The organism is Microbacterium petrolearium (genome assembly GCF_054782875.1).
On sequence record NZ_BAAGRQ010000007.1, the window covers coordinates 74,586 to 101,149 of the forward strand.

Sequence of the window (26,564 nt, forward strand, 5' to 3'; positions counted from 1 at the left end):
GGCCCGGCAAAACCGGAGCCCGGCATTCACAGCGGTTTACCCGAGACCGCCGGTCTCAGGCGGCCTGCGTCGCCTTGTTGACGAAGGGGAAGCCGAGGTGGCGCAGCAGGGCGCGGCCCTCGTCGTCCGTCTTCGCCGTGGTGACGACGGTGATGTCGAAGCCGCGGACGCGATCGATCTTGTCCTGGTCGATCTCGTGGAAGATCGACTGCTCCTGCACACCGAAGGTGTAGTTGCCGTTCCCGTCGAACTGCGCGTCCGACAGACCGCGGAAGTCGCGGATGCGGGGCAGGGCGAGCGAGATCAGGCGGTCCAGGAACTCCCACGCGCGGTCACCGCGGAGGGTGACGTGCGCGCCGATGGCCTGGCCCTCGCGCAGCTTGAACTGCGCGATCGACTTGCGGGCCTTCGTGACGTACGGCTTCTGACCGGTGATCTGCTCGAGGTCGCGGATGGCGCCCTCGATCACCTTGCTGTCGCGCGCGGCCTCGCCGACACCCGTGTTCACGACGACCTTGACCAGGCCGGGGACCTGCATGACGTTGGCGTAGCCGAACTCGTCCTGCAGCTTCTGGCGGATCTCCTCGCGGTAGACCCGCTTCAGGCGCGGCTGGATCTTGCCAGCCTGCGCAGCGGTGTCCGTGCTCATTCTCAGATGTCCTTACCAGACTTCTTCGCGTAGCGAACGCGAACAGTCTTCTTGACGCCGTCCTTGACCTGCTCCTCGAGGCGGAAGCCCACGCGGGTCGGCTTCTTGGTCTCGGGGTCGACGAGCGCGACGTTCGACACGTGGATCGGGGCCTCGTAGGTCTCGATGCCACCGGTCTTGGTGCCACGCTGCGTCTGGCCGACGCGGTTGTGCTTGGTGATGAAGTTCACGCCCTCGACGACGATGCGGTTGCCGCCGTCGATGACCTCGAGGACCTTGCCCTGCTTCCCGCGGTCGCCGCCGCGGTCCTGCTTGGCGCCCGTGATGACCTGGACCAGGTCGCCCTTCTTGATGTTCGCCATGGCTTACAGCACCTCCGGGGCGAGCGAGACGATCTTCATGAACTTGCGGTCACGAAGCTCGCGGCCGACCGGTCCGAAGATGCGGGTGCCGCGGGGCTCCCCGTCGTTCTTCAGGATCACGGCGGCGTTCTCGTCGAACTTGATGTACGAGCCGTCGGGACGACGCGTCTCCTTGACAGTGCGGACGACGACCGCCTTGACGACGTCGCCCTTCTTCACGTTGCCGCCGGGGATCGCGTCCTTGACGGTGGCGACGATGGTGTCGCCCACGCCCGCGTAGCGGCGGTTCGAACCGCCGAGCACGCGGATGGTGAGCAGCTCCTTCGCGCCGGTGTTGTCGGCGACCTTGAGGCGGGATTCATTCTGAATCATGGATTACTTCGCCTTCTCGAGGATCTCGACCAGGCGCCAGTTCTTCGTGGCGCTCAGCGGACGGGTCTCGTGGATCAGAACGAGGTCGCCGATGCCGGCGGTGTTCTGCTCGTCGTGCGCCTTGAGCTTCTTCGTGCGACGGATGACCTTGCCGTAGAGGGCGTGCTTCACGCGGTCCTCGACCTCGACGACGATCGTCTTGTCCATCTTGTCGCTCACGACGTAACCACGGGCCGACTTGCGGTAGCCGCGGGCGTCGGCGTCGCGCACGTCGTGCTCGGCGCCAGCCTTCTTCTGGGTGGCCATCACTCAGCCTCTCCTTCAGCGACAGCCGGCTCTGCGGCCTTCTTCGCCTTGCTCTTCTTGGCCTTCGCCTCGACCGGAGCGGGCGTGGCACGGATGCCCAGCTCGCGCTCACGGATGACGGTGTAGAGCCGCGCGATGTCGCGCTTCACGGCGCGGATGCGACCGTGGCTCTCGAGCTGCCCGGTGGCCGACTGGAAGCGCAGGTTGAACAGCTCCTCCTTGGCCTTGCGCAGCTCCTCGACGAGGCGCTGGTCCTCGAACGTGTCGAGCTCGCTGACGGCGAGCTCCTTGGTGCCGATCGCCATTACGCGTCGCCCTCCTCGCGCTTGATGATGCGTGCCTTGAGAGGCAGCTTGTGAATGGCACGGGTCAGGGCCTCACGAGCGAGCTGCTCGTTGACGCCCGCGACCTCGAAGAGGACGCGACCCGGCTTGACGTTCGCGACCCACCACTCCGGCGAGCCCTTACCGGAACCCATGCGGGTCTCGGCGGGCTTCTTCGTGAGCGGACGGTCGGGGTAGATGTTGATCCACACCTTGCCGCCGTGGCGATACGAGCTGCCTCGATCTGACGGTTCGTCACGTACGCGGGCGTCAGGGCCTGGATGCCGAACTCACCGAACGAGACCTTGGTGCCGCCGGTCGCCTGACCATCCCGCTTGGGGTGGTGCTGCTTGCGGTACTTGACCTTGCGGGGGATGAGCATTACGCCGAAGCTCCTTCCGCGACCTTCGGCGCAGCGTCGTCACGACGCGGGCCACGACGGCCGCCACGGTCGCGAGCGGGCTTCATGTTCGCCTGCTCACGCGCGAGTTCCTTGTTGGTGAGGTCGCCCTTGTAGATCCAGACCTTCACGCCGATGCGGCCGAAGGTGGTCTTCGCCTCGTAGAAGCCGTAGTCGATGTTCGCGCGCAGCGTGTGCAGCGGCACACGACCCTCGCGGTAGAACTCCGAGCGGCTCATCTCCGCGCCGCCGAGGCGGCCCGAGACCTGGATCCGGACGCCCTTGGCGCCGGCGCGCTGCGCACCCTGCAGGCCCTTGCGCATCGCGCGGCGGAACGCCACGCGGGCGCTCAGCTGCTCGGCGATGCCCTGGGCGACCAGCTGCGCGTCGGCCTCGGGGTTCTTCACCTCGAGGATGTTCAGCTGGATCTGCTTCTTGGTGAGCTTCTCGAGCTCGCCGCGCAGGCGCTCGGCCTCCTGACCGCGGCGGCCGATGACGATGCCCGGACGCGCGGTGTGGATGTCGACGCGCACGCGGTCGCGGGTGCGCTCGATCTCGATGCTGCTCACGCCGGCGCGGTCGAGCGTCGTCGTGAGGAGCTTGCGGATCTTGATGTCCTCGGCCACGTAGTCGGCGTACCGCTGACCCGGCTTGGTCGAGTCAGAGAACCAGCGCGAGACGTGGTCCGTGGTGATGCCGAGGCGGAAGCCGTACGGGTTGACCTTCTGGCCCATTACTTGCTCGCCTTCTTGTCAGCGCCGGCAGCGGCCGTGTCCGCGACCTCCGGCGTCGAGAGCACGACCGTGATGTGGCTCGTGCGCTTCTTGATCTGGAACGCGCGACCCTGGGCGCGGGGACGGAAGCGCTTGAGCGTCGTCCCCTCGTCCACGAAGGCGTTCGCAACGTACAGATCGCGCTGGTCCAGGTACTCGCCGTCGCGGTCGGCCTTCACCTGCGCGTTGGCCATAGCGGACTCAACGAGCTTGAAGATCGGCTCCGACGCCGCCTGCGGCGCGAACTTCAGGATGGCGAGGGCCTCTTCGGCCTGCTTGCCCTTGATGAGAGCGACGACACGACGAGCCTTCTGAGGGGTCACGCGGATGTGTCGCACGCGTGCGATGGACTCCACCATTTCTTCTCCTCTGCGTCACCGCGTCAGCGGCGACGGCCCTTCTTGTCGTCCTTCTCGTGGCCGCGGAAGGTGCGGGTGGGCGAGAACTCGCCCAGCTTGTGGCCGACCATGGACTCGGTCACGAACACGGGGATGTGCTTGCGACCGTCGTGCACGGCGATCGTGTGACCCAGCATGGCCGGGACGATCATCGAGCGACGCGACCAGGTCTTGATGACGTTCTTGGTACCCGCCTCGTTCTGCGAGACAACCTTGCGAAGCAGGTGCTCGTCGACGAAGGGGCCCTTCTTCAGACTGCGTGGCATCTTCTTGACTCCTACTTGCGCTTCTTACCGGCGGTACGGCGACGCACGATGAGCTTGTCGCTTTCCTTGTTGGCGTGACGGGTACGACCCTCGGACTGGCCCCAGGGCGAGACGGGGTGACGACCACCGGACGTCTTGCCCTCACCACCACCGTGCGGGTGGTCGACCGGGTTCATGGCGACACCGCGCACGGTCGGGCGGACGCCCTTCCAGCGCTTGCGGCCGGCCTTGCCCCAGTTGATGTTCGACTGCTCGGCGTTGCCGACCTCGCCGATCGTGGCGCGGCAGCGCGCGTCGACGTTGCGGACCTCGCCCGACGGCAGGCGGAGCTGCGCGTAGGGGCCGTCCTTGGCGACGAGACGCACCGAGGCGCCGGCCGAGCGAGCCATCTTCGCACCGCCGCCGGGACGGAGCTCGATCGCGTGGATCACCGTACCGGTCGGGATGTTGCGCAGCGGCAGGTTGTTGCCGGGCTTGATGTCGGCGTTCGGGCCCGACTCGACGATGTCGCCCTGCTGCAGCTTGTTCGGCGCGAGGATGTAGCGCTTCGTGCCGTCGACGAAGTGCAGCAGCGCGATGCGCGCCGTGCGGTTGGGGTCGTACTCGATATGAGCGACCTTGGCGTTGACGCCGTCCTTGTCGTCACGACGGAAGTCGATGACGCGGTACTGGCGCTTGTGTCCACCGCCGATGTGGCGGGTGGTGATGCGGCCCTGGTTGTTGCGGCCGCCCGTCTTGGCGAGCGGACGCAGCAGCGACTTCTCCGGCGTCGACCGGGTGATCTCCGCGAAGTCGGCCACCGACGAGCCGCGACGACCGGGCGTCGTGGGCTTGTAGTTGCGAATAGCCATATTCGTTCTCTCTAATCCTTCGTGGGCGTCAGGCGACGGCCGTGAAGATGTCGATGGTGCCCGACTTGAGCGTGACGATCGCGCGCTTGGTGTCCTTGCGCTTGCCGGTGCCGAAGCGGGTGCGGCGCGCCTTGCCGACGCGGTTGATCGTGTTCACCGAGGCGACCTGGACATCGAAGATCTTCTCGATCGCGAGCTTGATCTCGGTCTTGTTCGCACGGGGGTCCACGAGGAAGGTGTACTTGCCCTCGTCGATGAGCCCGTAGCTCTTCTCCGACACCACCGGCTTCAGGATGATGTCACGCGGGTCCTTCTGGACGGCGGTCATGCCGAGACCTCCTTCGTGGCGACCGTCTTGAACGCGACGAACGTGTCGAAGGCGGCCTTGGTGAAGACGATGTCGTCGGCGACGAGCACGTCGTAGGCGTTGAGCTGGTCCGGCGTGAGCACGTGCACGTTCTCGAGGTTGCGCACGCTCAGCCAGCCGTAGTCGTCCGAGCGGTCGAGCACGACGAGGACCTTCTTCGACGGGGCGACCTGGGCGAGGTACTTCGCCGCGGCCTTCGTCGAGGGTGCCTCCGTGCCGAACGACTCGACCACGTGCAGGCGGCCGCCGCGCAGACGGTCGCTCAGTGCGCCCGCGAGGGCGGCGGCGATCATCTTCTTGGGGGTGCGCTGCGAGTAGTCGCGCGGCTTCGGGCCGTGGACGATGCCACCGCCGCGGTGCTCGGGCTGGCGGATCGAGCCCTGGCGCGAGCGGCCGGTGCCCTTCTGCTTGAACGGCTTGGCGCCGGTACCCGAGACCTCGCCGCGACGCTTGGTCGAGTGCGTGCCCTGGCGAGCCGCCGCGAGCTGCGCGACGACGACCTGGTGGATGAGCGGGATGTTCGTCTTGACGTCGAACACCGAGGCGGGCAGCTCGACCGAGCCGGCCTTCTTGCCGTCGGTGCCCTGGACGTCCAGAGCGAGAGTCGAGTCAGTCATCTAACTCAGGCCCCCTTCACAGCGTTGCGGACGTACACGGTGCGGCCGCGCGCGCCGGGGACGGCGCCCTTGACGAGCAGCAGACCCTTCTCGGCGTCGACGGCGTGGACCGTGAGGTTGAGGACGGTCACGCGCTCCTGGCCCATACGGCCGGCCATGCGCATGCCCTTGAAGACGCGGCTCGGGGTCGACGAGGCGCCGATCGAACCGGGCTTGCGGTGGTTGCGGTGCGCACCGTGCGAGGCGCCGACGCCCTTGAAGTTGTGGCGCTTCATGACACCCGCGGTGCCCTTGCCCTTGCTCGTGCCGACGACGTCGACGAGCTGGCCGGCCTCGAAGGTCCCGTCCACCGTGAGCTCCTGACCGAGTGAGTAGTCAGCGGCGTCGGCGGTGCGGATCTCCGTGAGGTGACGGCGCGGGGTGACGCCCGCGGCCTCGAAGTGGGCCGTGAGGGGCTTGTTCACCTTGCGGGGGTCGATCGCGCCCGCGGCGATCTGGATGGCGTTGTAGCCGTCCTTCTCGGGCGTGCGGACCTGGGTGACGACGTTCGGCTGGATCTCGATCACCGTGACGGGGATGAGCTTGCCGTTCTCGTTCCACACCTGGGTCATGCCGAGCTTCTTGCCGAGCAGACCCTTGGAAGTCTTCGTGTTGATGTCAGCCATGTCGAACCTCAGAGCTTGATCTCGATGTTGACGTCGGCCGGGAGGTCCAGACGCATGAGCGAGTCGACCGCCTTCGGGGTGGGGTCGACGATGTCGATGAGGCGCTTGTGCGTGCGCATCTCGAAGTGCTCGCGGCTGTCCTTGTACTTGTGGGGCGAACGGATCACGGTGACCACGTTCTTCTCCGTCGGAAGGGGCACGGGGCCCACGACCTGGGCGCCCGCGCGCGTGACCGTGTCGACGATCTTGCGCGCCGAGGAGTCGATGACCTCGTGGTCATACGACTTCAGGCGAATGCGGATCTTCTGTCCCGCCATCTATCTCTCACTCTCTTCAGCGTCGTACCTCACGGGCATTGGACGCACGTACCCTCCGGATACCCTTCGGGCCTCTGTTCACATGTCAGTCCCACGGGCGCGCGGCAAGAAGCCGAGCAAGTGGGGTGTGTGATCGTTTCCCTGCCCGCGGCCCAGAACCCTGCATCCCGGATCCGGAGATCCCGTGCCGTCTGTGCACTGTCGTGACAGTGATCCCGCCGCGCATGGCGCACGCGGGAATGTGGAACCTGTCTATTCTGCCATCGCACGGGACTTTCCTGCAACCCGGGCGTGTCGCGCGGCGACCCGCGTCGTTCCGCGGCTCCCCGGCCCCCGCACCCACCCGATCAGCCCACTCCCAGCCGGGCGATCCGCGGCGTGGGTGGGCCGGGCAGGGGTGGGGCCCGGGCGGGCGGGGTGGGCGTGGAGCCCGGGCGAGGTGAGTCCGGGCCCCGTTCCCGAGGACATCCCCGCTCCAGAGGACCGAACTCGCCCGAAACGTCCTCCCGAACCGGGATCACCTCTCGGCCGGTGGCCGCGATCCCCCGGGGCCGCCGCCTACCCGTCCAGCCGAGGCCCAGGGCCCCGTCCACGCCCCACCGTTCCTGAGGAGATCCCCGTTCCAGAGGACCGGATTCGCCCGAAACGTCCTCCCGAACCGGGATCACCTCTCGGCCCGTGGCCTCGATCCCCGGGGACCGACCGCCGCCCACCCGACCGGCCGCGGCTCGGGCGATCCCGTTCAGGTTCCGCCGCTGCCGAGGAGATCCCCGTTCCCGAGGATCGGCGGCCCCCAAGACGCCCTCCCGAACGGGGATCTCCTCTCGACCGGTGCCGATCCGGGATCCCCGGCACCGACTTCCGCCGGCCGGCCGGCAGTCCCCCTGACCGGCGGACACAAACGGCCCCGACCCACCGGCCACCGTTCCCGAGGAGATCCCCGCTCCGGAGGACCGGGCGCCCACAAAACGCCCTCGGGAACGGGGATCTCCTCTCGAGCGGTGGCGAGCCGCAACATCGGCTGCGGCTCTCTCGCCCCTGGGCCCGCTCACAGGCGGCCGATCCGCCTCGCGCGAGCGATCCGGCCTGTGGACAACATCCGCCGGGAGCGCCACGGGACGCAGGATCGGGACATGGATCCGGTGGAGTTCGTGCGATCGGCGGGCGGCGTCGCCGTCACGCGGCACGCGCGCGAAGCGGGCGTCGGCGATCACGCGATCCGCCGTGCCCTCGCCAGCGGCGCGCTCACGCGGCCCCGGCGGGGCTGGCTCGCCGCGCCGGGCGCGGATCCCATGCTCGTCGACGCCGCACGGGCGGGGGTCGTGATCACCTGCGTGACGCAGGCGAGGCGGCTCGGCATCTGGGCGGGCAACGACCGCACGCCGCACGCCGCCGCGCCCGCGCACTCGGGAGCCGTGCGTGCCTCGGGTTGGCGCGTGCATTGGAGCCGCCCCATCGTGCTGCGCCAGCCCGGCCGGCTGAGCGATCCGATCGAGAACGTTCTCGCTGCGGTCGCGGAATGCCAGCCTCGAGAGCAGGCGCTCGCGACATGGGAGGGCGCGCTGCACGCGCAGCTCATCGACATCGGGGCCCTGCAGCGATTGCCGTGGCGCCCCGCCGCACGCGAGCTGCTGAATCGCGCGACGCCGTTCGCCGACTCCGGGCCGGAGACGATCATCATCCACCGTCTGAGGTGGTTGCCCGTGCGAATCGTCCAGCAGGTGTGGCTCTACGGAAGCCGCGTGGATCTTCTCATCGGCGAGCGCCTCGTCCTGCAGTTCGACGGCGGCCATCACGTCGGCGCGCAGCGCGAGCGCGACATCCGGCACGATGCGCTCCTGCGCCTGCACGGCTACACCGTCATCCGCATGGGCATCGGCCAGCTCAACGACGATTGGCCCGGCGTGCTCGATGTGATCCTCCGCGCCATCGCGCAGGGACTCCACCTGGCGCCGTCCGCCTGATCGGCCCAGCCGCCGCCCTCCCCCGGCTTGAGCGCCGGGACCCGACCCACGCGGATCGAGAGGGAATCCCCGTTCCCGAGGATCCGTTCCGCCCTATCCGTCCTCTCAAGCCGGGATCTCCTCGCGCGCCGTGGAGACGGGTCGAAGCTCGGGAGGATCCCCCACCACCCGGCCCGGCCGGATCGAGAGGGGATCCCCGTTCCCGAGGATCCATCCCACCCAATCCGTCCTCTCGAGCCGGGATCCCCTCGCGATCCGTGGAAACGGGCCGAACCCTGGGCACGACGAAGCCCCCGGCGTCGGCGCCGGGGGCTTCGGGCGGGTCGCTACTGGTTGCCGATGCGGCCGTCGAGGTTCGCGCGGACCTCGTCGATCTTCGAGTCGGCAGAGTCCGGGAGGACCTTCTTCGCGAGATCCGAGACGCCGTCGAGCACCTTGTCGCTGATGCCCTCGGCCTGCTCGCTCTTCAGCGCGTCGTCGATCTTGTCCTTGTTCTGCTCGAACAGGTCCTTGCCCTTGCTCACGAGGTCGTCCAGACCCATGGTTCCCCCCAGGAGTTCTGCGCGCCCGCACGTCGAGCGCGTCGGCTTCAGTGTGGCAGTCGCTCCCCGGGCACGCCAGCTCGCCACCGACCCCCGCGAACCCAGTAGCGTTGGAGAGGATCGATCGGCCCCCGGTTGCGCGCGTGCTCGCCGGACGAGAACGGCTTGACGAAGGAGAATGGTGTGAGGATCTCGGTCATCGGGTGCGGTTACCTCGGTGCGGTACACGCGGCGGCCATGGCATCGCTGGGGCACGACGTGATCGGCATCGACGTGGACGAGGCGAAGGTGGCGAAGCTCTCGGCGGGCGAGACGCCGTTCTTCGAGCCCGGACTGGCCGACATCCTGAAGGCGGGCATCGACTCCGGTCGGCTCAGCTTCTCGACGAGCTTCGCTGCGGCCGCCGACGCCCGCGTGCACTTCCTCGGCGTCGGCACGCCGCAGCGCAAGGACACCGGCGCCGCCGACCTCACCTACGTCGACGCCGCCATCGCCTCGCTGAAGCCGCATCTGGCCTCCGGATCGCTCGTGGCCGGCAAGTCGACCGTGCCGGTCGGCACGGCCGCGCGGCTGACCGAGGAGATCCGCGAGACCGGCGCGCACCTGGCGTGGAACCCCGAGTTCCTGCGTGAGGGCCATGCCGTCAGTGACACGGTGGATCCGGATCGCCTCGTGTACGGCGTCACCGAGGAGACCGGGGAGGCGGATGTGGCCCTGCTCGACGAGGTGTACGCCTCGATCCTCGCCAAGGGCACCCCGCGGCTCGTGATGAACCAGCCGACGGCCGAGCTCGTGAAGATCTCCGCGAACTCCTTCCTGGCCACGAAGATCTCGTTCATCAACGCGATGGCGGAGATCGCGGAGGTCACGGGCGCGGACGTGACCCAGCTCGCCGACGCGATCGGCTACGACGCGCGCATCGGGCGGCGCTTCCTGAACGCCGGGGTCGGCTTCGGCGGCGGGTGCCTGCCCAAGGACATCCGCGCGTTCGCGGCGCGCGCCGACGAGCTCGGGCGCGGCGAGTCGCTGGCGTTCCTGCGCGAGATCGACGAGATCAACCTGCGCCGCCGGCAGCGCCTGGTCGACCTCGTCGTCGACTCGTTCGACGGGCAGGTGTACGGCCACCGCGTGGCCGTGCTGGGGCTCGCGTTCAAGCCCGACAGCGACGACATCCGCGACTCGCCCGCTCTGGACGTGGCCGTGCGCCTCAAGGGCCTCGGCGCCGAGGTCGTCTCGTACGACCCGGAGGCGATGGACAACGCCCGGCGGATGCACCCGCAGCTGGCCTACGCCGACTCGCTCGACGCGGCGCTGCAGGGCGCGGAGGCCGTGACGGTCGTCACGGAGTGGCAGCAGTTCCGGTCCCTCGACCCCGCCGAGACCGCGGCGAAGGTGACGCGGCCGTTCGTGTTCGACGGGCGGAACGTGCTCGATCCCGAGGCGTGGCGCGCGGCGGGCTGGACGTACACCGGGATGGGTCGCAGCTGACGGCGACCGGCGGGAGCGCGGGCTGACGACGACCGGGGCGATGGCCACAGACGCACGACAGGCATCGGGCTACCGGCCCGACATCGAGGGGCTGCGGGCCGTCGCGGTCGCCGCGGTCGTGCTCTTCCACGCCGGCGCCACCGCCCTGCCGGGCGGCTACGTCGGCGTCGATGTGTTCTTCGTCATCTCCGGCTACCTCATCACGCGGCAGGTGGTCGACGGCACGCGGCGGGGCTCGTTCTCGTTCGTGGAGTTCTATCTGCGGCGCGTGCGGCGGCTGCTCCCGGCGGCCCTCGCGACGGCGGTCCTCACGACCGTCGCCGCCGCGGTCCTCCTGCCGCCGTTCCGGATCGCCGAGATCGCGGAGTCGGCGGCGGCGTCGGCGGTCTCGGTGGCGAACATCCACTTCTGGCTGGGATCCGGCTACTGGGCGCCCGAGTCCGAGAACCAGCCGCTGCTGCACATGTGGTCGCTCAGCGCCGAGGAGCAGTTCTACCTCGTGTGGCCGCTCCTGCTCGTGGCGCTCGTCGCCACGCGGCTGCGGCGCTTCGCCCTGCCGATCGTCGTCGCCCTCACCATCGTCTCCGTCGCCGTGACGGCGTGGGCCACGGACGAATGGCCCGAGGCGGCGTTCTACCTCACGCCTTTCCGCACCTTCGAGTTCGCCCTGGGCGCGATGTGCGTGTGGCTGGACCGCGTCGAGTGGCGGCCCACGCGCGCGGTGGGAGCGGCGCGGGCGGGAGCGTGGCTGGCCGGCATCGCGCTCATCGTGTGGGCCGTGCTCGCCTTCGACGAGGCGGGCACGGCCTTCCCCGGGCTCGCGGCGCTCGTGCCGACCGTGGGCACCGCTCTCGTGATCGCGGCCCGGCGGCCGGCGATCCTCGACGGCGCCCTCAGCAACCCCGTGATGCGCTACATCGGCCTGCGCTCGTACAGCCTCTACCTCGTGCACTGGCCCGTGCTCGTCTACGCCAGGGAGCTCACGGACAGGGTGACGCTGCCGGTGACCCTCGGCCTGCTGGCGCTCATGGTGCTGCTCGCCGAGGCGATGTACCGCTTCATCGAGCGCCCGCTGCGCGTGCACGGGACGGGAACCCGCGAGAGCGCGGCGGTCGCGTGGCGGCGGTTCGGCCGGCTGGCGGCGCCGGTGCTGGGCGCCGCCGTCGTCACCGCCGGCGCGGGGCTGGGTGCGGCGGCGTACGCGTCGGAGCCGGCCCGATACGCGCCGGAGGTGCGTGCCGTCGCGGCGCTCACGTCCGACGGCGTGGACGACGGGCGGTTCGCCCTGTCTCGCGACCTGTGCGCGGGCGCGGACGGCGCGGTGTGCGGCGAGCCCCGCGACGACGTGCGCAACGTGCTCGTCCTGGGCGATTCGTTCGGTCCGGACGGGCTCAACGTCGCGGCGCGCATCGCCCCCGAGGCGAACTTCCTCATCGCCTCGCACCCGGGCTGCCCGCCCCTGCGCGAGATGCCCGAGTCGGACTACGTCTATGAGCAGTGCCCCGAGCTGAACGGCGAGCGCTTCGCGGAGCTCGAGCGGATGGCGCCCGAGCTCGACGTGATCGTCGTGGCGATGCGCCTCGATCCCGGCGCCGAGGAGCGATTCGGCCGGACCGTGGCGTGGCTGAGCGACCTGGGCCCCGAGGTCGTCGTGCTGGGCGCGGGCCCGCAGTTCCGCGACCCGGTGTGGCAGATCGTGCTGCGCCACAACAGCGCCGACGACCTCGGGCGCGTGCTGCACGACGAGCTCAGGATCGAGCACGATGTCGACGACGCGTACGCCCGGGTGACCGAGGCGGCCGGCGGCCGGTACCTGGAGCGCTGGGACGCGATGTGCTCGGCGGGCGAGTGCCGGCCGTCGGCGAGCGGGGACCTCGCCGACCTCATGATGTACGACTCCACGCACCTCACGGGGCCCGGCGCCGCCGCCATCGGCGACGAGCTGGCCCGCGATCCCGACGTCGTCGCGCTGTTCCGCTGATCCCCGCCTCCGCGAGCCCGCCCGCCGGCCACGCACGGCGGCCCGTCGCTCCCGAGCGCACGCACGGCCGCCCGGGAACGCGAAAGCGGGGCCGCACCCGAAGGTGCGACCCCGCCTGCGTGTAAGCGGTGCTTACTTGATGATCTTGGTCACCGTGCCGGCGCCGACGGTGCGGCCACCCTCACGGATCGCGAAGCCGAGGCCCTCCTCCATGGCGATCGGCTGGATGAGCTCGACCGTCATGTCCGTGGTGTCGCCGGGCATGACCATCTCGGTGCCCTCGGGCAGCGTGATGACGCCGGTGACGTCCGTGGTGCGGAAGTAGAACTGCGGGCGGTAGTTCGTGTAGAAGGGGTTGTGACGGCCACCCTCGTCCTTCGAGAGGATGTACGCCGTGCCCTCGAAGTTCGTGTGCGGCGTGACCGAACCCGGCTTCACGACGACCTGGCCGCGCTCGACGTCCTCGCGCTTGAGGCCGCGGAGCAGCAGACCGCAGTTCTCGCCGGCCCAGGCCTCGTCGAGCTGCTTGTGGAACATCTCGATACCCGTGACCGTGGTCTTCTGCGTCGGGCGGATGCCGACGATCTCGACCTCGGAGTTGATCGCGAGCGTGCCGCGCTCGGCGCGACCCGTCACGACGGTGCCACGACCGGTGATCGTGAAGACGTCCTCGATCGGCATGAGGAACGGCTTGTCCTTGTCACGCACGGGGTCGGGGATGTTCTCGTCGACCGCGTCCATCAGGTCGAGGATCGACTGCGTCCACTTCTCGTCGCCCTCGAGAGCCTTCAGGCCCGAGACGCGCACGACGGGAGCGTTGTCGCCGTCGAAGTCCTGCGACGAGAGCAGCTCGCGCACCTCGAGCTCGACGAGCTCCAGGATCTCCTCGTCGTCGACCATGTCGGCCTTGTTCAGCGCGACGAGCAGGTAGGGCACGCCGACCTGCTTGGCGAGCAGCACGTGCTCACGCGTCTGAGCCATGGGACCGTCGGTCGCCGCGACCACGAGGATCGCGCCGTCCATCTGCGCGGCACCCGTGATCATGTTCTTGATGTAGTCGGCGTGACCCGGGGCGTCGACGTGCGCGTAGTGACGCTTGGGCGTCTCGTACTCGACGTGCGAGATGTTGATCGTGATGCCGCGCTGACGCTCCTCGGGGGCCGAGTCGATCGAGCCGAAGTCGCGCACGACGTTCACGTCCGACGGGTACTTGTCCGCGAGCACCTTCGAGATCGCGGCGGTGAGCGTCGTCTTGCCGTGGTCGACGTGACCGATCGTTCCGATGTTCACGTGCGGCTTGGTCCGCTCGAACTTGGCCTTAGCCACTGGGTCCTCCTCAGGACGGTCGTTGTCACAGCGCCGGGCACCGGTTTGCGACCGGCCTGCAACGGGGATGGTTCTCAGTCTAGTAGAGAGATTCTGTGTGAAGTTTTGGGTGGCGGGGCCGCGACGTGCGCGGCCCCGCCGAACCGTGGGGGCTCGGGCGCGTTACTCGCCCTTGCCCTTCTGGATGATCTCGTCGGCCACGGCCTTGGGGACCTCGGCGTAGCTGTCGAACTCCATCGAGTAGACGGCGCGGCCCGAGGTCTTCGAGCGCAGGTCACCGATGTAGCCGAACATGCTCGACAGCGGCACGAGGGCCTTGACGACCTTGACGCCCTGGGCGTCCTCCATCGACTGCACCTGACCGCGGCGCGAGTTCAGGTCGCCGATGACGTCGCCCATGTACTCCTCGGGCGTGCGGACCTCGACGGCCATGAGCGGCTCGAGGAGAACCGGGTTCGCCTTGCGGACGGCCTCCTTGAAGCCCATCGAACCGGCGATCTTGAACGCCATCTCCGACGAGTCGACGTCGTGCGAGGCACCGTCGACCAGGGTGGCCTTCACGCCCACCATGGGGTAGCCGGCGAGCACGCCGACGTTCATGGCGTCCTGGAAGCCCTGGTTGGTCGGCTCGATGTACTCGCGCGGGATGCGCCCACCGGTGACCTCGTTGACGAACTCGTAGGTCTTGTCCGCCGTGACCTCGAGGGGCTCCAGCTTGAACTGGATCTTGGCGAACTGACCCGATCCACCCGTCTGCTTCTTGTGGGTGTAGTCGTGGCGCTCGACGACCTTCCGGATCGTCTCGCGGTACGCGACCTGCGGCTTGCCGACGTTCGCCTCGACCTTGAACTCGCGCTTCATGCGGTCCACGAGGATGTCGAGGTGCAGCTCGCCCATGCCCTTGACGGTGGTCTGACCGGTCTCGGGGTTGTTCTCGACGCGGAACGTCGGGTCCTCCTCCGCGAGCTTCTGGATCGCGAGACCCAGCTTCTCCTGGTCGGCCTTCGTCTTGGGCTCGATCGCGACCTCGATGACCGGCTCCGGGAACGTCATCGACTCGAGCACGACCTGGTGGTCCGGGTCGCACAGCGTGTCGCCCGTCGTCGTGTCCTTGAGGCCGATGACCGCGTAGATGTGACCGGCGGTGACCGAGTCGACCGGGTTCTCCTTGTTGGCGTGCATCTGGAAGATCTTCCCGATGCGCTCCTTCTTGCCCTTGGTCGAGTTGATCACCTGCGCGCCCGAGTCGAGGTGACCCGAGTACACGCGGATGTAGGTGAGGCGGCCGAAGAACGGGTGCGAGACGACCTTGAACGCGAGGGCCGCGAAGGGCTCCTCGGCGCTCGCGTGACGCTCGATGATCTTCTCCTCGTCCTTCGGGTCGTGCGCCTCGATGGCGGGCACGTCCAGGGGCGAGGGGAGGTAGTCGACGACCGCGTCGAGCATGGGCTGCACGCCGCGGTTCTTGAACGCCGAGCCGCAGAGCACGGGGTACGCGTCGCCCGCGATCGTGAGCTTGCGGATGCCGCTCTTGATCTCGTCGATCGTGAGCTCCTCGCCGCCGAAGTACTTCTCGAGCAGCGCGTCGTCGGTCTCGGCGACGGCCTCGAGCAGCTTGGTGCGGTACTCGGCAGCACGGTCGGCGAGCTCGGCCGGGATCTCGGTCGTCTCGTACTTGGCGCCCATCGTCACGTCGCCCTTGGCGTCGCCGGGCCACACCTTGGCGTTCATCTCGACGAGGTCGATCACGCCGACGAAGTCGTTCTCGGCGCCGATCGGCAGCTGGAGGACCAGCGGCGTCGCCTTCAGGCGGTTGATGATGGTGTCGACCGTGAAGTAGAAGTCGGCGCCCAGCTTGTCCATCTTGTTGACGAAGCAGATGCGGGGCACGTTGTACTTGTCGGCCTGGCGCCACACCGTCTCCGACTGCGGCTCCACCCCCTCCTTGCCGTCGAAGACCGCAACGGCGCCGTCGAGCACGCGAAGCGAGCGCTCGACCTCGACCGTGAAGTCCACGTGGCCGGGCGTGTCGATGATGTTGATCTGGTTCTTGTCCCAGAAGCACGTCACAGCAGCGGACGTGATCGTGATGCCACGCTCCTGCTCCTGCTCCATCCAGTCGGTCGTCGCGCCACCGTCGTGGGTCTCGCCGATCTTGTGGTTGACGCCCGTGTAGAACAGGATGCGCTCGGTCGTCGTCGTCTTGCCGGCATCGATGTGCGCCATGATGCCGATGTTGCGGACCTTCTTGAGGTCGGTGAGCACTTCCTGTGCCACGGGCGTTTCCTTACGTTGTCGCAGGTGAATCTGAGAGCCGGTTCCGGATGACCGACGTTCCGATCATCCGGAACCGGCGTGAATAGCTGGTTACCAGCGGTAGTGCGCGAAGGCCTTGTTCGACTCGGCCATCTTGTGCGTGTCCTCGCGGCGCTTCACGGCGGCGCCGAGGCCGTTGGAGGCGTCGAGGATCTCGTTCATCAGACGCTCGGTCATCGTCTTCTCGCGACGGCCCTTGGCGTAGCTCACGAGCCAGCGCAGCGCGAGGGTGTTCGCGCGGTGCGGCTTGACCTCGACCGGCACCTGGTAGGTCGAGCCGCCGACGCGGCGGCTGCGGACCTCGAGGGTGGGGCGGACGTTGTCGAGCGCCTTCTTGAGCGTGGCGACGGCGTCCTGGCCGTTCTTCGCCTCGACGCCGCGGAGGGCGTTGTAGACGATGGCCTCGGCGATCGACTTCTTGCCGTCGACGAGGATCTTGTTCACGAGCTGCGTGACGATGGGTGCGCCGTAGACCGGGTCGTTGACGACGGGGCGCTTCGGGGCGGGTCCCTTACGAGGCATTGGTCTCAGCCCTTCTTCGCGCCGTAGCGGCTGCGAGCCTGCTTACGGTTCTTGACGGCCTGGGTGTCGAGCGCACCGCGGACGATCTTGTAGCGGACACCGGGGAGGTCCTTCACACGACCACCGCGGACGAGCACGAGCGAGTGCTCCTGCAGGTTGTGGCCCTCGCCGGGGATGTAGGCGGTGACCTCGGTGCCGTTGCGGAGCTTGACACGGGCGACCTTGCGCATGGCCGAGTTCGGCTTCTTGGGCGTGGTCGTGTAGACGCGGGTGCAGACACCCGCCTGCTGCGGGTTCGCCTTGAGCGCGGGAGCCTTGGTCTTGGTGACCTTCGGCTTGCGGCCCTTGCGAACCAACTGCTGAATGGTTGGCACGTTCTCTCCTGTTTCAGTGCTGCACGGTGACAGCGCGTGAGTTTCACGCAGACCCACCGAGACACCGGATGACCGGAGGAATCGTGATGGTGGGTATGCCGTGGGGGTGGACTGTTCGCAGTCCTGTCCCTGTGCGACGCTCCGCCCGTCTCGCTGTGCCGAGACACGACACGAGGGCGCGCGGAAGCACGCACTTCACTATGGTACGCGCCCCGACGTGATAAGGGCAAACGCGGGCGGGTCGGCGCCTGATCCGCCTCGTCAGTCGAGGAAGATGTCGGGGAACAGCGCCTCGTCGGGCGTGCCGGGCACGGCCGCGTAGCCCGAGAAGTCGGTGACGCCGGCGGCCTCCAGGACGTCCTCGACGATGAGCGTCTGACCCGTGTACTCCCGCGCGGGGCGGGTGAGCACCTCGTGCGCCGCGTCCGCGTAGATCTCGGGCGTGCGGCTGGCCGCCATCATCCGGTCGCCGCCCAGCCCGTACTGCACGGCTGCGGTGGCGATCGTCGTGCGGGGCCACAGGCAGTTCGCCGCCACGCCGTCGGGCGCGAACTCCGCGGCGATGCCGAGCGTGGCCATCGTCATGCCGTACTTCGCCATCGTGTACGCCGTGTGGGCGCCGAGCCACCGCGGCGTGAGCGTGAGCGGCGGCGACAGCGACAGGATGTGCGGGTTCGGCGCCTCCTTCAGGATCGGCAGCGCGGCCCGCGAGAGCATGAAGGTGCCGCGCACGTTCACGTCCTGCATGAGGTCGTACTTCTTCGCCGTGACGTCGAGCGTGCGCGACAGGTCGAGCACCGAGGCGTTGTTCACGACGATGTCGATGCCGCCGAACTCGCCCTGGGTCTTCAGCACCGCCTCGGCGATGTCGTCGTCGCTGCGCACGTCGCCGACGATCGGCAGCGCCTGCCCGCCCGCCTCGCGGATCCGCTCGGCCGCCGTGTGCACGGTGCCCTCGAGCTTCGGGTGCGGCTGGTCGGTCTTCGCGAGCAGCGCCACGTTGGCTCCGTCGCGCGCGGCGCGCAGCGCGATCGCGAGGCCGATGCCTCGGCTCCCGCCCGACATCAGAATGGTCTTGCCTGCCAGGGTCATCCTCGTCCCTTCGTCGTGAAACGCCTTCAGCCTACGGGGCGCCGCCAGGGGCGAGTGCCGCGGGTTGGGGTGGTCGCTTCATCGGGCGGCGCGGCGGCGGGAGGCCCACAGCAGCGGCACGGCGAGCGCGAAGAGCGCTCCGGCGGCGGCCAGCGGGCCCGTCACGGCGGCGCCCGTGGTGGCCAGGCAGTCCTCCCCCGGCGTGCAGTCGTCGAGCGCGGCCACCTCCGCCGCGGCGTAGACGGCGATGCGCACCTGGGTGGGGTCCGAGGCGTTGTAGCCGTCGCGCGAGGTGAGCCGCAGCGTGTAGCTGCCCGGCTCGCTCGGGGCCATCCAGCTCCAGGCGCCGTCGGCGCCCACGGGCACCTCCTGCACTGCCGGCGCCGGCCCGCCTGCGGCCGTCTCGGCGGCGGCGAACTCGATCCGCAGCATCGCGCCCGGGTGCGCGGTGCCCGTCAGCGCGGATCCGGCGGGCACGGCGCCCAGGTCGGCGGGTGCGGACACCGCCGGCTCGGCCAGGTCGAGCCGCAGCGTGTACCCGCCGGTCTGCTCCAGCGCGTTGCCGAGGTCGGCCACCCACGTGTACTCGGTGTTGCCGCCCGAGACCACGCCGAGCGCGGCGTCGCCGGCGTAGACGGCCCCGCCGGAGTCGCCGTCGCCGGCGGGGAGGGTCGTCATGAATCCGTGCACGATCGACGAGCCGACCCGCGCCCAGCCGATCCCGCCCTGCACCGTGCCGGTCGTCACGCCCGTCGTGCGCCCGCTCTTCGCGACGGCGAGCCCGTCGTGCGCCTGCCCGATGCGCGTGATCGGCGTCGTGGACGCCGCGAGATCGTCGGCGGCGGCCGTGGTCCAGTCGGTCACGGCGGGGCGGAGCGTGAGCCCCGCGGCGGGGTCGACGTCGATCGCGGCGATGTCGATGCTGTCGAGCGCTCCGGTGCGCCCCGCCGGATCGCCCGGCAGGCCGAACTGCGCGAACGCGACCGTGCCGAGCGGGAGCCACCGCTCGTAGGTCGCGCCGCCGTCCTGCGAGGGGCGCGTGAGCCAGGCGTCCTGCCCCGCGACCCCGCCGGCGCAGTGCCCGGCGGTGATCACGGCGTCGCCGCCCTCCGGCGTCCACGCGCTGAAGCCGATGGAGCACGCCAGGCTTCCGCCGGCCAGCTCGAGCGCGTAGCCGGCGCCGCCGACCACGTCCCCCGCCGCCTCGGCGCGCAGCGGCGCGCCGATGTCGCTCAGCGCGAGGCCCTCGCTCTCGATGACGGCCCGGGTGTGCGCCGCGAGCTCGGCGGCCGTGGCGAAGACGATCGTGCCGCCGGCGCCGTCGGGGACCACGGCGTGCACGGCGGGATCGGCGGCGAGCAGCGACGACGCGAGCGCGTCGGCACCCGCGGGCCCTGCGTCGCCCGCGTCGGGGGCGGACGGCGTCGCCTCGGCAGCGCCGGCGTCCGTGGCCGGATCCGCGCGGCCCGGATCGGAAGGTTCCGGATCGGAAGGTTCCGGATCGGAGGGGACGGCACGATCCGCGTCGCCGGCACCCGGCGCCTCCGCGGGGCCGACGCCGGCATCCGGATCGGCGGCTCCGGCGGGCGCCTCGTCCGCGCCGCTCGCCGACGGGGTCGTCGGACCAGGGGTCGCCGTGGCGACGGGCGCGGACGGCGCGGATGAGCCCGGCGCGACCGCCGCGGCCGGCACGGAGAGGCACGCCAGGGCGAGCGTCAGCACGGCCGCCGCGGCGGCACCCGTCGCGCGTCGAGCGATCATCGGCTCTCCCCTCACCCCGCGCACATGCGCCGCACCGAGCGTAATCGATCGCCGCCGGCGGCCCGCACGCGGGCCCGCCGCCTCAGAGGGTGGCGATCAGCGCCGCGAGCCCCGCGGCCGACGCCGCGACGACGATCGCCATGGCGCTCACCACGATCGAGGCGCGGCGGCGGCGCACGCGCCGGGCCGCGCGCAGCTGCGCATCGGCGTCGATGTCGCGGACGGTGGCGACGTCGCGATCCCAGCCGCTCGCGCGCAGCGGCGCCGGCACGTCCTCGATCATGCGCGAGGGATCGGCGGCCTCGTCGCGCAGGTCGAGCTCGAGCACGGGCGCCCACTCCGGCGCGATCACCCCGGGCGTGGTGCGCGTGGCCCACGTCGTGGGCGCCTCGAAGGCCGTGTGCTCCCCCGCGCCCGCGGGCCGCACGAGCAGGCGGGTGTCGTCGGCGGATGCGGCGTCCGGCACCCGCACCGACTCGCGGTGCGGCGACGGGGGCACCACGGGCTCGCCGTCGTCGTCGCGTCGCGGCGACGGACGCGTGAGGCGCGTGGCCTCGTCCTCCGGCGGCCGCCGCACGATCCGCGTCGCCTCGTCGGCAGGCGCGCCCTTCACCACGATGCGCGTGCCCTCGTCGGGCAGCGGATCGTCGGCGGGCAGCGGGTCGTCGGCGGTGCGCCTGGCCACCATGCGCGTGGCCTCGTCGAGGCCCTCGGGCGCGGGCGCCGCGGCGGGCTCGACGGCCGGGCGCGGGGCCCTCCGGACGAGCCGCGTCGCGTCGTCGACCGGCTCCTGCGGCGGGGCGACCGGCTCCTGCGGCGGGGCGACCGGCTCCTGCGGCGCGTCGCCGCCCTGCGCGAGCGCCCGGCGCCGGCGCGCGGCGCGGGTCTCGTCGGCGGCGGGATCTCGGCGCGCGACGACCCGCGTCGCATCGTCCACCGGCGACTCCGCGGTGCCGCGGGCCACCACCCGCGTCGCCTCGTCCGCCGGCGACTCCGCGACCGGCGCGGCGTCGCGCCTCGGCACCATGCGGGTCGCGTCGTCGACGCCCGGATCCGCCGCCACGGGCCCGCGCGTCACCACCCGCGTCGCCTCATCCACGCCCGGATCCGTGGGCCGGCGCGTCACCGCACGCGTCGCCTCGTCCACGGCCGGCTGCGGGTCCGCGGGCCGGCGCACCAGCCGCGTCTGCTCGTCCGCGCCGTCGTCCGGCCGCTCGTCGCGCGCGCTCACGCCGCCCCCGCCACGCGCAGCTCGACGGTGCCCAGCACGAGACGCTCCGGCACGCGGGCGGGCGCGCCCGGGGTCGTGTCGTACTCGCTGCCGTCGATGTCGACGACGAACACGCCGTTCGTCGAGCCCAGGTCCACCACGATCCATCCGTCCTCGCGCCGTTCGATGCGCGCGTGCGTCTTCGACAGCGTGCGCGTGCCGTCCTGCAGGCGCACGAGCTGCGCCTCCGGGTACTCGGGATCGGACGACGGATTGCGTCCCACGATCACGACGCTGCGGTTCAGGTCGATCGTCTCACCGCCGTCGAGGACGAGGCGGAACCGCACGCCGCGTTCCGTGGTGTCGGCGTGCAGCATCGCCTCGACCGTGAGGGGCTCGCCGGCGGGCGCGGGCAGCGGCGGGCGCGGCGGCAGCGCCACGAGGTTGGACGCGGGTGCGGCGGACCGCGCCGCGGGGATCGGGGGGCGCGGCGGGAGCGGCGCGGCGTCGGCGGGGGCGGCCTTCGCGGGGGCGCGATCGGAAGGCGAGCGCCCCTCCAGCCGGGCCCAGATGGCCGCGGGAACCTCGGGATCCCGCGATCCGGAGCGCATCGCCGGCCGCACGACGTCTCGCGGCAGCACATCGCCCGCGGTGGTCTCGCGCGGGATGTCGGCCGCGGGGGCCGCGCGCCCGGCGAACGACGAGGCGGGGCGCAGCGGCTCGCGCTCGGGGCGCGGCGCGAAGCCCGGAGCGACGAGGGACAGCGCGCGCACCGAGGGCGGGGGCGCGGCGGCGACCGGCGCCGGAGGCGCGGCCACAGGCATCGGTGGCGCGACGGACGGCGCGGGCGGCGCGGCGGCCGGCGTCGCGTGTGGGGCGCTCGGGACGGGGCGAGGCGCGGCGCTCGGGCCGGAGGAGGAGGGCATGGCCACACCGGGCCTCGGCGCGCCGACGCGCGCGCCCGACGGGGTGTCGCCGAACGGCCACGGCCCGTCCGGCTCGGCGGAGCGGCGGCGCGAGGCCACACGCGCGCGCAGGCGCCGCACAGCGGGATGCTCGCTCCCCGCGTACCGGGCGGCGCCCCAGCCCGCGATGCTCAGCCACACGGGGGGCACGAGCACGGCGAGCACCGTCATGCCGGGGCCGTAGCCGAGCACGCGGCCGATGCGGTGGGCCGAGACGACGGCCAGCACCACGAGGGCGATCCACCCCAGCACGGGCAGGAGCGCGAGCAGCAGCCACCACGCGCGGAAGCCGCCCAGCCGCAGGAAGACGGCCGCGCCGCGCACCGGCACCCACGCCTGCCATCCGGCCTCTCCGGCCTTCTCGAACAGCTGGGCGAGCGCGGCGCAGAACCAGACGAGCGCGATGAGCACAAGCGGAACCGCCGCGATGACCCACGGCGTGACGTCGCCCATTCCGACCTCCCGTACCCCGAGGCTCACGCTACGTCGCCGCGCCCGGCGCCGCCACGGGGAGAACTGCCCGTCCCGCCGAAGAACGACCGCAGCGAGACCGCGGCGAGCAGCCGGGCCCACCACGACCTGCCGGCGCCGAGCGCCTTGCGCTCCTCGTGCACGATCTGCCAGAACCGGTCGGCCTCGTCCGGGGCGATGTCGCCGCGCGAGAACACCGCGCGGTCGGCGACGGCGGCGAGCGCGCCGGCGTTCGGCGTGGCGTACAGCGCCGCCAGCTCGGAGCGCGTGCGCGCGCCCTGCCCCGGCAGCCCGTGGTCCACGGCGGTGTCGACGTACTCCTCCCAGCCGCCCTCGATGCGCTGCACCGGCGCGGCTGCGGCCCGGCGACCGGAGCGCCGCACCGCCTTCGCGATGATCACGACGAGGAACGGCCCGAGCGCCAGCAGCGCCGCGAGCAGGCCGATGCCCACCCCGCGCGCGACGGCCCAGAGCGCCTCGTCGCCCGCGCCGCGATCCTGCTCGTCGCTGTCCTGCGCCCTCTGCTGCATCGGATCGGGAGGTTGGATCTCGCTCGCATCGTCGGGGCGCACCTGCGTCGGCACCTTCGGATCCTGGAGCTGCTGCTCCTCGATGTCGAGCTGCTCCTCCCACTGCGGGGTGGCATCGATCGCCGCCCACGCGCCCGACGCGCCCTGCACCTCGAGCCACACGGCCAGATCGGCGCCCCGGCACACGCCCTCCTCGCACGCCGGCAGCCCCTCCTCGGCCTGCAGGCGGGTGCCGACGACCACGCGGGTGGGGTAGCCGAGCTGCTGCGCCACGAGCGACGCGGCCACCGCGAACTGCTCGTCGTCGCCGACCGCCGCGGCGGTGGACTCGCGCAGGGTCGACTCGGCCTCGATGAGGTCGTTGAAGAGCGCGTCGATGCGGGCGAGCGAGTGCCCGGACTCGCTGGGGCGGAAGCGGTACCCGTCGCCGAGGTCGGCCATCCACTGCGGCTGGTCCGCGTCCTCGTCCAGGCGCAGGGCGTGGCTGAGGTAGCCGCGCTCGCGCAGCAGGCTCACCGCGTTCTCGAGCCCGGCACCGTCGGCCGTGATGTCGTTGCGCTCCACCCACGTGGCGACCGAATCGGGGATCGGCACGGCGGGGCTGCGGCGCGGCGACGTCAGCTCGGCCAGCGGCGCCCACGCCTCCTGCGCCACCACCGTGTACGCGGTGCCCTGCTCGATGCGGGCCGTCTGCACGGCGCCCGCCGACGCCTTGCTGTAGTAGAGCCCGTCGGCCAGCGTCGAGGCGCGCTCCCCCTCGAACTCGATCCGCGAGACCTCGCCGAAGGTGGGGAGCCAGATGCCGTGGAGCGCGCCGACCTCGATCCGCGCGCTCGTGCCGCTGGCGGCGCCCCACGAGGGCACGCGGACGAACAGGTCGTCGTCCGCCTCGGACTGGGGATCGAGCGCCCGGTACGTCTCGCCGTCGTACGAGGTGAGCGAGGCGATCCGGATGCGCTCGGGCAGGTCCGATCCGGTCACGCGGAACAGCTCCTGCTCGTACGCCCCGTCGGCGAACACCGCGCGGTATTCCGAGAGCGGGCTCACCGCCTCGCGCATCGCCAGCTCCGGACCGGTCCCCGCGCGGGGCACCATCCGCTCGCGGCTCTCGACGGCCGCGGGCGCGGCGACGCCTGCGGTGCCGAACGCGAGGGCGACGAGGGCGGCGGTCACGGCGATGCGCCGGACGGCGCTCCACGGCGAGCGCCTGCGCAGCCGCACCCCGCTGCGCTCGGCCGCCTGCGACAGGGCACGGCGGCGCGCGCTGCCCGCCCGCCACGACAGCCACGCCACCGACAGCAGGAGGGCGAGCAGGCCGAGGGCGAGCTCGCGCGGGGCGGGCACCGTGATCGCGCCGAGCGGCAGCGGCGCGCTCGCGACGGTGTGGCCGAACAGCAGGCCGAACGAGGCGGTGCCGACCGCCGCGGCGACGGCCATTCCCGCCCGCCCGGCGAGCGCCGCGAGCGCGGCCAGCAGCGGCCCGACGACGAACACGACGACGGCGGGCATGAGCAGGTTGCGGTACTCGGCGACGGGCAGCTCGACGGTGAGCAGGTCCTTCCAGCCCAGCACCGCGCCCTGCACGGCGTCGGTGAGCACGCCGGGGAACGGCGTGGGCGAGGCCCACCGGCCGGGCACGGCGAAGGCCACGCCGAGGGCGATCACCGCGCCGACGGCCGCGAGGGCCGTGACCCAGCCCGGCAGGCGCCACGCGCGGGCGGCCACGGCGAGGGCGAGCGCGACGACGAAGCCGACGGCCACGACGGCGACGTACCCGCCGCCCTCGTAGATCGGCCAGGCGGCGAAGCCCGCCAGCGCCGTCATCGCGGTGAGCCAGGCGAGCGCCGCGACGCTCTCGGCCGAGGCCAGCTCGCGCATCCGGCCGCCGAGGGAGCGGTCGGCGCCGCCCCACGCGACGGCGCCCGGCGCCTGGGGCGCCCCGGGTCCGGCGCTCACGACTGCCCGCCCTTCACGAGGAGCCCGCCGAGGTCCTGGATCGCGGCGATGGTGACCGTCGTGAGGCCCGTCACGCCCTGCAGCCGCGGCCGGGCGTGCTCGTCGCACAGCACGGCGATGACGGCCGTGTCGGAGGGGAACGCGAGGGCCGCCCGCTGCAGGCGTCGCAGCGGCATGACGGATCCGACCACGAGGAAGGCGAGAGAGACGGCCTCGTCGTCCTCCGCGATGACATCGCCGATCTGCTCGATGGGCGTCGCGCGGGGCCGGACGTCGACGCCCGAGAAGCCGTCGAGCATCGTGCGCGGACTGACCGCCGGGATCCGCTCCACGACCGTCATGCCGCGCGGCACCACCGGCGGCAGCTCCACGCCCGTGACGACCTCGAGGTCGCGGCCGTCGTGCAGCACGCGCACGCCGAGCGAGGCGGCCGCGCTCACGCCCAGCTCGAACTCGTCGGCGTCGAGGTAGTCGGCGGGGTCGACGCTGAGGATCACGGCCGTGCGGGAGCGCAGCGTCTCCTCGTACTGGCGCACCATGAGCCGGCCGGTCTTCGCCGTCGACTTCCAGTGCACGTGGCGGCGGCTGTCGCCCGGCACGTACTCGCGGATGGCGTGGAACGAGATGTCGGAGTCGACGACGCGCCGCGACGGCTGGCCCTCGAGGTCGCGGATGAGACCGGCGCTGGTCGTGGGCACCGCCTCGATGCGCGGGTGCACGTACAGCTCGTGCCGGTCGTCCCATGCCCGCTCGCGACGGAACAGGCCGACGGGATCGGAGCGGACCTCGACGGCGGGACCGATCTGGATGATGCCGCGGCGGGGCGTGGGGATCTCGAGGTTCTGCGTCGACTCGTGGCCGGCGCGCAGGAACGGCACGTCCACCTCGATGAGGCCGTCTCCGACGGGCAGCTCGATGCGGCCCGGCAGCGTCGCGCGCGATCCGGAGTTGCGCACGATCACCTCGGCCGAGGCCGAGCCGCCCGCCACCACGCGGTCGCGATCGACCTTCACGCTGACATCGTGCGCGCGGCTGCCGAACAGGAAGGGCACCGTCACGGCGATGAGGGCGACGCCGGCGAGACCGGCGACGAGCCACTCCACCCAGCCCAGCGCCCAGCCGACCGCCGTCCCGGCGAGGGCGGCGACGACGACGAGCCAGCCGGCCGGTGTGATGACCTCGAGGCACCAGTCGCGCGCGGCGCGCACCACGACACCCGCGCGCCGCGCCCCGATCGCCGACCACGACACGGCGGTGACGATCGGATTGGACCGTCCCCTCGTCGTCGCGGTCGTGCGGCCGATCGTGCGCGTGCGCGTGCGGCCCCAGCTCGTCGACGTGCGCGACGCGGTCGACGAGGGGGCGCGGGTGCGGCTGCGGGTCTGTGCCATGGACTCGGG

Annotated in this window: 27 protein-coding genes and 1 pseudogene; 3 read left to right on the top strand and 25 right to left on the bottom strand. The window is 71.4% G+C overall.

The features are described 5' to 3' along the window. Window positions 1-55 precede the first annotated feature (55 nt). The 14 genes and pseudogenes from rplE to rpsJ all read right to left on the bottom strand — a co-directional run bounded on the left by rplE (window position 56) and on the right by rpsJ (window position 6,666). Window positions 56-649, bottom strand: coding sequence for a 50S ribosomal protein L5 (rplE, locus tag ACYVJ0_RS07325; protein WP_460816978.1), 594 nt, complete (start codon window positions 647-649; stop codon window positions 56-58). 2 nt (window positions 650-651) lie between these two features. Then, a complete protein-coding gene (gene rplX, locus ACYVJ0_RS07330; protein ID WP_449854593.1) occupies window positions 652-1,011 on the bottom strand; it encodes a 50S ribosomal protein L24 in 360 nt (119 codons plus the stop codon). A 3-nt stretch (window positions 1,012-1,014) separates the two neighbouring features. Continuing rightward, a complete protein-coding gene (gene rplN / locus ACYVJ0_RS07335; RefSeq protein WP_449854592.1) occupies window positions 1,015-1,383 on the bottom strand; it encodes a 50S ribosomal protein L14 in 369 nt (122 codons plus the stop codon). Between the two features lie 3 nt (window positions 1,384-1,386). After that, window positions 1,387-1,689 carry a 30S ribosomal protein S17 gene (gene rpsQ, locus ACYVJ0_RS07340; protein WP_460816980.1) on the bottom strand — a complete coding sequence of 101 codons (303 nt, stop codon included), beginning with the start codon at window positions 1,687-1,689 and terminating at the stop codon, window positions 1,387-1,389. Then, complete coding sequence (gene rpmC, locus ACYVJ0_RS07345) at window positions 1,689-1,994, bottom strand: 50S ribosomal protein L29 (protein WP_449854590.1); 306 nt, start codon at window positions 1,992-1,994, stop codon at window positions 1,689-1,691. The genes rpsQ and rpmC overlap by 1 nt, the downstream gene beginning before the upstream one ends. After that, window positions 1,994-2,394, bottom strand: a pseudogene (gene rplP / locus ACYVJ0_RS07350) (50S ribosomal protein L16). The gene rpmC and the pseudogene rplP overlap by 1 nt, the downstream one beginning before the upstream one ends. After that, window positions 2,394-3,146 carry a 30S ribosomal protein S3 gene (rpsC, locus tag ACYVJ0_RS07355; protein WP_261167064.1) on the bottom strand — a complete coding sequence of 251 codons (753 nt, stop codon included), beginning with the start codon at window positions 3,144-3,146 and terminating at the stop codon, window positions 2,394-2,396. The pseudogene rplP and the gene rpsC overlap by 1 nt, the downstream one beginning before the upstream one ends. Continuing rightward, on the bottom strand, window positions 3,146-3,544 hold the full coding sequence (gene rplV, locus ACYVJ0_RS07360; protein ID WP_449854589.1) for a 50S ribosomal protein L22: 399 nt from the start codon (window positions 3,542-3,544) through the stop codon (window positions 3,146-3,148). Before rplV ends, rpsC begins: the two co-directional genes overlap by 1 nt. Window positions 3,545-3,567: 23 nt before the next feature. After that, window positions 3,568-3,849, bottom strand: coding sequence for a 30S ribosomal protein S19 (rpsS, locus tag ACYVJ0_RS07365; protein ID WP_261167062.1), 282 nt, complete (start codon window positions 3,847-3,849; stop codon window positions 3,568-3,570). 11 nt (window positions 3,850-3,860) lie between these two features. Continuing rightward, window positions 3,861-4,700, bottom strand: coding sequence for a 50S ribosomal protein L2 (gene rplB / locus ACYVJ0_RS07370; RefSeq protein ID WP_449854588.1), 840 nt, complete (start codon window positions 4,698-4,700; stop codon window positions 3,861-3,863). Window positions 4,701-4,728: 28 nt separating this feature from the next. After that, on the bottom strand, window positions 4,729-5,028 hold the full coding sequence (rplW, locus tag ACYVJ0_RS07375) for a 50S ribosomal protein L23 (protein WP_449854587.1): 300 nt from the start codon (window positions 5,026-5,028) through the stop codon (window positions 4,729-4,731). Beyond that, window positions 5,025-5,684, bottom strand: a complete 660-nt coding sequence (gene rplD, locus ACYVJ0_RS07380; RefSeq protein ID WP_449854586.1) for a 50S ribosomal protein L4 — start codon at window positions 5,682-5,684, stop codon at window positions 5,025-5,027. The genes rplW and rplD overlap by 4 nt, the downstream gene beginning before the upstream one ends. A gap of 5 nt (window positions 5,685-5,689) precedes the next feature. After that, entirely contained in the window at window positions 5,690-6,349 is a 660-nt protein-coding gene (gene rplC, locus ACYVJ0_RS07385) for a 50S ribosomal protein L3 (protein ID WP_449854585.1), read from the bottom strand. 8 nt (window positions 6,350-6,357) lie between these two features. Then, on the bottom strand, window positions 6,358-6,666 hold the full coding sequence (gene rpsJ / locus ACYVJ0_RS07390; RefSeq protein ID WP_449854584.1) for a 30S ribosomal protein S10: 309 nt from the start codon (window positions 6,664-6,666) through the stop codon (window positions 6,358-6,360). 1,133 nt (window positions 6,667-7,799) lie between these two features. Here rpsJ and ACYVJ0_RS07395 point away from each other — a divergent pair. Beyond that, window positions 7,800-8,630, top strand: coding sequence for a DUF559 domain-containing protein (locus ACYVJ0_RS07395; protein ID WP_460816985.1), 831 nt, complete (start codon window positions 7,800-7,802; stop codon window positions 8,628-8,630). A 326-nt stretch (window positions 8,631-8,956) separates the two neighbouring features. Here ACYVJ0_RS07395 and ACYVJ0_RS07400 read toward each other — a convergent pair whose 3' ends face one another. Then, window positions 8,957-9,172, bottom strand: a complete 216-nt coding sequence (locus ACYVJ0_RS07400; protein WP_460816986.1) for a hypothetical protein — start codon at window positions 9,170-9,172, stop codon at window positions 8,957-8,959. A 183-nt stretch (window positions 9,173-9,355) separates the two neighbouring features. Here ACYVJ0_RS07400 and ACYVJ0_RS07405 point away from each other — a divergent pair, with 183 nt between their 5' ends. Together ACYVJ0_RS07405 and ACYVJ0_RS07410 are read left to right on the top strand one after the other, a co-directional pair. Beyond that, window positions 9,356-10,660, top strand: coding sequence for a UDP-glucose dehydrogenase family protein (locus ACYVJ0_RS07405; RefSeq protein ID WP_460816988.1), 1,305 nt, complete (start codon window positions 9,356-9,358; stop codon window positions 10,658-10,660). Window positions 10,661-10,700: 40 nt separating this feature from the next. After that, window positions 10,701-12,641 carry an acyltransferase family protein gene (locus ACYVJ0_RS07410; RefSeq protein WP_460816989.1) on the top strand — a complete coding sequence of 647 codons (1,941 nt, stop codon included), beginning with the start codon at window positions 10,701-10,703 and terminating at the stop codon, window positions 12,639-12,641. Window positions 12,642-12,773: 132 nt separating this feature from the next. Here the strand turns inward: ACYVJ0_RS07410 and tuf are convergent, their stop codons facing one another. From tuf to ACYVJ0_RS07460, 10 genes are all read right to left on the bottom strand, one after another. After that, complete coding sequence (gene tuf / locus ACYVJ0_RS07415) at window positions 12,774-13,967, bottom strand: elongation factor Tu (RefSeq protein WP_449854579.1); 1,194 nt, start codon at window positions 13,965-13,967, stop codon at window positions 12,774-12,776. 162 nt (window positions 13,968-14,129) lie between these two features. Then, window positions 14,130-16,244 carry an elongation factor G gene (gene fusA / locus ACYVJ0_RS07420; RefSeq protein ID WP_460816991.1) on the bottom strand — a complete coding sequence of 705 codons (2,115 nt, stop codon included), beginning with the start codon at window positions 16,242-16,244 and terminating at the stop codon, window positions 14,130-14,132. A 90-nt stretch (window positions 16,245-16,334) separates the two neighbouring features. Continuing rightward, complete coding sequence (gene rpsG / locus ACYVJ0_RS07425; protein ID WP_067024837.1) at window positions 16,335-16,805, bottom strand: 30S ribosomal protein S7; 471 nt, start codon at window positions 16,803-16,805, stop codon at window positions 16,335-16,337. Window positions 16,806-16,810: 5 nt separating this feature from the next. Continuing rightward, window positions 16,811-17,179 (bottom strand): 30S ribosomal protein S12, encoded by a 369-nt coding sequence (gene rpsL, locus ACYVJ0_RS07430; protein ID WP_449854577.1) that lies wholly within the window; start codon window positions 17,177-17,179, stop codon window positions 16,811-16,813. A gap of 261 nt (window positions 17,180-17,440) precedes the next feature. Then, entirely contained in the window at window positions 17,441-18,271 is an 831-nt protein-coding gene (locus ACYVJ0_RS07435) for an SDR family oxidoreductase (protein WP_460816993.1), read from the bottom strand. Between the two features lie 78 nt (window positions 18,272-18,349). After that, complete coding sequence (locus ACYVJ0_RS07440) at window positions 18,350-20,032, bottom strand: chymotrypsin family serine protease (RefSeq protein ID WP_460816995.1); 1,683 nt, start codon at window positions 20,030-20,032, stop codon at window positions 18,350-18,352. Window positions 20,033-20,114: 82 nt separating this feature from the next. Continuing rightward, window positions 20,115-21,263, bottom strand: coding sequence for a hypothetical protein (locus ACYVJ0_RS07445; protein ID WP_460816997.1), 1,149 nt, complete (start codon window positions 21,261-21,263; stop codon window positions 20,115-20,117). Next, window positions 21,260-22,660: a DUF5684 domain-containing protein gene (locus tag ACYVJ0_RS07450; RefSeq protein WP_460816999.1), complete on the bottom strand. Its 1,401-nt coding sequence runs from the start codon at window positions 22,658-22,660 to the stop codon at window positions 21,260-21,262. The genes ACYVJ0_RS07445 and ACYVJ0_RS07450 overlap by 4 nt, the downstream gene beginning before the upstream one ends. 23 nt (window positions 22,661-22,683) lie before the next feature. Further along, a complete protein-coding gene (locus ACYVJ0_RS07455) occupies window positions 22,684-25,164 on the bottom strand; it encodes a transglutaminase domain-containing protein (RefSeq protein ID WP_460817001.1) in 2,481 nt (826 codons plus the stop codon). Further along, window positions 25,161-26,555: a DUF58 domain-containing protein gene (locus ACYVJ0_RS07460; protein WP_460817003.1), complete on the bottom strand. Its 1,395-nt coding sequence runs from the start codon at window positions 26,553-26,555 to the stop codon at window positions 25,161-25,163. Before ACYVJ0_RS07460 ends, ACYVJ0_RS07455 begins: the two co-directional genes overlap by 4 nt. Between the last annotated feature and the right edge of the window lie 9 nt (window positions 26,556-26,564).

What these genes read in the sequence shown, in the direction of transcription:
- ACYVJ0_RS07400 (WP_460816986.1), bottom strand. Translation starts at nt 9,172, where the DNA reads ATGGGTCTGGACGACCTCGTGAGCAAGGGCAAGGACCTGTTCGAGCAG.
- rpsS (WP_261167062.1), bottom strand. Translation starts at nt 3,849, where the DNA reads ATGCCACGCAGTCTGAAGAAGGGCCCCTTCGTCGACGAGCACCTGCTT.
- rpsC (WP_261167064.1), bottom strand. Translation starts at nt 3,146, where the DNA reads ATGGGCCAGAAGGTCAACCCGTACGGCTTCCGCCTCGGCATCACCACG.
- ACYVJ0_RS07460 (WP_460817003.1), bottom strand. Translation starts at nt 26,555, where the DNA reads ATGGCACAGACCCGCAGCCGCACCCGCGCCCCCTCGTCGACCGCGTCG.
- ACYVJ0_RS07450 (WP_460816999.1), bottom strand. Translation starts at nt 22,660, where the DNA reads ATGGGCGACGTCACGCCGTGGGTCATCGCGGCGGTTCCGCTTGTGCTC.
- rplV (WP_449854589.1), bottom strand. Translation starts at nt 3,544, where the DNA reads ATGGTGGAGTCCATCGCACGCGTGCGACACATCCGCGTGACCCCTCAG.
- rplW (WP_449854587.1), bottom strand. Translation starts at nt 5,028, where the DNA reads ATGACCGCCGTCCAGAAGGACCCGCGTGACATCATCCTGAAGCCGGTG.
- rpsG (WP_067024837.1), bottom strand. Translation starts at nt 16,805, where the DNA reads ATGCCTCGTAAGGGACCCGCCCCGAAGCGCCCCGTCGTCAACGACCCG.
- ACYVJ0_RS07440 (WP_460816995.1), bottom strand. Translation starts at nt 20,032, where the DNA reads ATGATCGCTCGACGCGCGACGGGTGCCGCCGCGGCGGCCGTGCTGACG.
- rplE (WP_460816978.1), bottom strand. Translation starts at nt 649, where the DNA reads ATGAGCACGGACACCGCTGCGCAGGCTGGCAAGATCCAGCCGCGCCTG.
- rplC (WP_449854585.1), bottom strand. Translation starts at nt 6,349, where the DNA reads ATGGCTGACATCAACACGAAGACTTCCAAGGGTCTGCTCGGCAAGAAG.
- rpsJ (WP_449854584.1), bottom strand. Translation starts at nt 6,666, where the DNA reads ATGGCGGGACAGAAGATCCGCATTCGCCTGAAGTCGTATGACCACGAG.
- ACYVJ0_RS07395 (WP_460816985.1), top strand. Translation starts at nt 7,800, where the DNA reads ATGGATCCGGTGGAGTTCGTGCGATCGGCGGGCGGCGTCGCCGTCACG.
- rplB (WP_449854588.1), bottom strand. Translation starts at nt 4,700, where the DNA reads ATGGCTATTCGCAACTACAAGCCCACGACGCCCGGTCGTCGCGGCTCG.
- rplN (WP_449854592.1), bottom strand. Translation starts at nt 1,383, where the DNA reads ATGATTCAGAATGAATCCCGCCTCAAGGTCGCCGACAACACCGGCGCG.
- rpmC (WP_449854590.1), bottom strand. Translation starts at nt 1,994, where the DNA reads ATGGCGATCGGCACCAAGGAGCTCGCCGTCAGCGAGCTCGACACGTTC.
- ACYVJ0_RS07410 (WP_460816989.1), top strand. Translation starts at nt 10,701, where the DNA reads ATGGCCACAGACGCACGACAGGCATCGGGCTACCGGCCCGACATCGAG.
- rplX (WP_449854593.1), bottom strand. Translation starts at nt 1,011, where the DNA reads ATGGCGAACATCAAGAAGGGCGACCTGGTCCAGGTCATCACGGGCGCC.
- rpsQ (WP_460816980.1), bottom strand. Translation starts at nt 1,689, where the DNA reads ATGGCCACCCAGAAGAAGGCTGGCGCCGAGCACGACGTGCGCGACGCC.
- rplD (WP_449854586.1), bottom strand. Translation starts at nt 5,684, where the DNA reads ATGACTGACTCGACTCTCGCTCTGGACGTCCAGGGCACCGACGGCAAG.
- ACYVJ0_RS07435 (WP_460816993.1), bottom strand. Translation starts at nt 18,271, where the DNA reads ATGACCCTGGCAGGCAAGACCATTCTGATGTCGGGCGGGAGCCGAGGC.